The sequence below is a fragment of the Bacillus sp. (in: firmicutes) genome (assembly GCA_012842745.1).
Taxonomy (GTDB): Bacteria; Bacillota; Bacilli; order Bacillales; family Bacillaceae_J; genus Schinkia.
In genome coordinates this window covers 1-3,241 of the sequence record DUSF01000023.1, presented here as the reverse complement: position 1 = coordinate 3,241, position 3,241 = coordinate 1, and the positions used below count along the sequence as shown (strand labels likewise).

Here is a 3,241-nt window from a genome sequence, read left to right as displayed (position 1 = left end):
ATCCTTTGTTCCCATTCAATTCTTAGTTCAGATTTATTCATCGCAAAACCTCCGCAAAATTTGATCTTTAGAAGATTATCGCATATAAAAAAGCGCCAAACCATGTGGGGATAGTTTGACGCTTACGGAAAAAGCAATAGGAACAAGAGTTTAGGAGCATATCCTAAGCTCTTTTTTTGTTTACCCCGCACACGATTTGATTAGCAAAAATCGTGTGCGGTAAATCGTGTTCGTTTGGGGTGATAAATTGTGAAGTGACAAGGTTTATATTGTTGATGTACCTCATTTTGTAATTCAACTGAAAGATCAATTTGAGGATTTAGTTTTTGGTAATATTATTAAATACGAAGTAAAAGACAATCATCTTATGGCAAAGATTCCAGTTCAAAATAAAACCGGTTAAGAAAAAATTATTGTTGTTCGCCATAATTGTTAATGGGACACAGTTTCTGGTCCCGCGTCCCTTACTTAAACGTGCTATTGTCATTAATTTTACCACATCATCATTTAGTTGATTGTTTACTTTCGTTCGCGGTTAATTGTTGGAGTATTTTTGGTATTGTCTGATCCAAAATTTTTTCTAAATCACCTATTGTTACTGGCTTAGCATGCTGCATTAGCTCATATCCTAACTGACCGGTAATCTCAATAGAAGCATTTTTAACATCGTTTATAGAAGTAATTCCGTTTTCTCGCAATCTTGCTTCTAACTCATCAACTGATAGGCGTAATTTTTTAAGATTATTGGAAATGATTTTTCCATTCTGAATAACTGGTGTTTCCTTCCCAATAAATATTTTTTTTATAATTCTATATTTAATTGTTAAAAATTGAATAAGTACAAGAAATGCTACAAAAGTACATAAGACAATTATTGTTTTTATTAAGCCCTTCTCTGAAATAGCATGACTTATTGTTGAAGCAATTGCTAAAAGTGTTATAATTTCCAATCCCGACATTTCGGCTACTGTTTTTTTACCTGCAACGCGTACTAAAAAAAAACCCGTTAATAAAATTGCTATTGATTCCCAAATGTAGTTCATAACAACCCTCAAATCAAACTTTAATATAAACCACCGTTTTTAATCTTCCAATTATTCCATAAAATATACATCTATTCCTTTAAAGAGAGGAAGGGATTTTTATTTTAGTTGGAATATTACACTTTCAACCGCATAGATCCTTCATTAATTGAAAAGTATATTAAGTGGAGATGGATTTTCAATGTCAAAGGAAAGCAAAGGTATGTTAAAAACATCCTTGAATCAAATAATTAAAAGTGGAAAAAACCACTCATTTTAAAACCACTACATCAAAATTATGAATAAATCTAAGCTATAAAAATGCAGAGGTGAATTTTTGTGGATGAAAAAGTGTTTTGGGCAATAAATCGAATGTCAGGCCGTTCTTCATTATTAGATAAACTTATGGTACTAATTTCAAACAAGATTCGTTATTTATATATCTTTATTCTGATAATTATGTGGTTTAAAAAGAGAACTTATAAGAAAACTGTAATTGATGCCGTAATTTCAGCATGTATTACCTTAATAATTAATATTTTAATAAAGTTTTTTTATTTTAAGCCACGACCATTTATAAGAAGACGTGTAGGAATCCTTCTTCCATCAAAAAAAGATTCTTCATTTCCAAGTAAACATACTTTACTTGTATTTGCTATTTCAACTACTTTCTTTTTTTATCAACGTGTTCTCGGATCTATAATACTGGGAGTATCTTTCCTTACAGGATTGTCTCGCATTTGGGTAGGGCATCATTACCCTTCAGACATTATAGGAAGTGCTATATTAGGCTCTTTTACCAGCTTGTTCATACACAAATTTTCACCTTATCAAAATTTGAAAATCCCGGAAAAATAGTAGCATCATTTCTAAATATACTGATTATTATTTTCTACTGCTTCTAACACTAGAAAAGAAGTTTTTTTATCATCTGTTTCAAGGACATATTTTGATCATTTAATAAATATCCTTTGATATGGAAACAAAGACATCTAAAGAAGGGGTAGGGGTATGGCAAAGATAGGAAAAGATGCTTTTGTTAAAGGCATAGTTCCGCACCATAATCATGGTTCAGTGGATTATACTTCGGTAGAAGCAGGGCATGTTCATCAGTGTTTAGATGTTACATCTCCTGCAATTCAAACTCAGGATGGTAGCCACATTCATTATACTGAAGGATATGTTCTCTTCGAAAACGGACATACCCACTATTATAAAGCTTATTCGGGACCCGCCATCTCAGTTGGAAATGGAATGCACGTCCATTATTATGATTTTTATACAACTGAAGACGATGGACATCGACACCATATTAAAGGTGTTGATCATCCAGCTCCAGGTACTAAATAGAAAACTAAATAATTCTACCTTTAAAAACTATTTCAACAAACCAGTGGGATTTTTCATTATGATGGTCGTTTTTTTCTTATTAAGAAATACAAAAACGTGAAAATTGAACTTAAACATTTAAAAAGCGATACTTCAATAAGGAAGGTTTCTTAGGGTTAAAGAATAACTTTACATTATTCAACTATTGGGTAGCGTTTCTTGATAACAAGAATGTTTTTTTTGTATTAAAAGATTAGTTAGTACAATAAATAATCGATTTGTTAGCCCCGATATATTAAAATGTACAGAATAAATTTTTTAGGAGGCATTAGATGAAACCACGAATTTCAGTTATAACATTAGGTGTAGATGACTTGGAAAGGTCTTTGAAATTTTACAAGGATGGCCTTGGACTACCAACAAAAGGAATAGTAGGTCAAGAATTTGAGCATGGTGCTGTTGCATTTTTCGATTTACAATCAGGCTTAAAACTCGCAATTTGGAAACGTAAAGATATAGCTCATGACACAAGCTTAAATCAGACACCAATAAGTCCAACTGAATTTACGATTGGTCATAATGTTGGGAGTAAAGAAGAGGTCGATACGGTAATGGAACAGGTAAGGAAGGCTGGTGCAGTTATTACAGTTCCAGCACACGATACCTTTTGGGGAGGATACTCTGGATACTTCCAAGACCCTGACGGACATTTGTGGGAAGTAGTTTGGAATCCAGCTTGGGAATTTGCAGAGTAAGGCTTTATCCTGAAATATTCATAGCTCACAAAACTTAAATAAGTTCAACGATGAATCGCCTAAATTTCTTGAACCTTTGGCAAAGGGGAACAATTTACCGGTTTAAAATCCAACTATTTGAATTTTATTCCATAT

General features: G+C 32.6%; 4 protein-coding genes. 3 read left to right on the top strand and 1 reads right to left on the bottom strand.

Annotated elements, in window-relative coordinates; genetic code table 11:
- Positions 1 to 503: 503 nt before the first annotated feature.
- On the bottom strand, positions 504 to 1,043 hold the full coding sequence (locus GX497_03020; protein ID HHY72192.1) for a DUF421 domain-containing protein: 540 nt from the start codon (positions 1,041 to 1,043) through the stop codon (positions 504 to 506).
- Between the two features lie 318 nt (positions 1,044 to 1,361).
- Here GX497_03020 and GX497_03015 point away from each other — a divergent pair, with 318 nt between their 5' ends.
- The 3 genes from GX497_03015 to GX497_03005 all read left to right on the top strand — a co-directional run bounded on the left by GX497_03015 (position 1,362) and on the right by GX497_03005 (position 3,106).
- Entirely contained in the window at positions 1,362 to 1,880 is a 519-nt protein-coding gene (locus GX497_03015; GenBank protein ID HHY72191.1) for an undecaprenyl-diphosphatase, read from the top strand.
- Positions 1,881 to 2,033: 153 nt separating this feature from the next.
- Entirely contained in the window at positions 2,034 to 2,372 is a 339-nt protein-coding gene (locus GX497_03010; protein HHY72190.1) for a hypothetical protein, read from the top strand.
- A 311-nt stretch (positions 2,373 to 2,683) separates the two neighbouring features.
- Positions 2,684 to 3,106, top strand: a complete 423-nt coding sequence (locus GX497_03005) for a VOC family protein (GenBank protein ID HHY72189.1) — start codon at positions 2,684 to 2,686, stop codon at positions 3,104 to 3,106.
- The last annotated feature ends 135 nt before the right edge of the window (positions 3,107 to 3,241 follow it).

Excerpts from the sequence above, each read along its gene's own strand:
- GX497_03020 (HHY72192.1), bottom strand. The coding sequence starts at position 1,043 with ATGAACTACATTTGGGAATCAATAGCAATTTTATTAACGGGTTTTTTT.
- GX497_03010 (HHY72190.1), top strand. The coding sequence starts at position 2,034 with ATGGCAAAGATAGGAAAAGATGCTTTTGTTAAAGGCATAGTTCCGCAC.
- GX497_03005 (HHY72189.1), top strand. The coding sequence starts at position 2,684 with ATGAAACCACGAATTTCAGTTATAACATTAGGTGTAGATGACTTGGAA.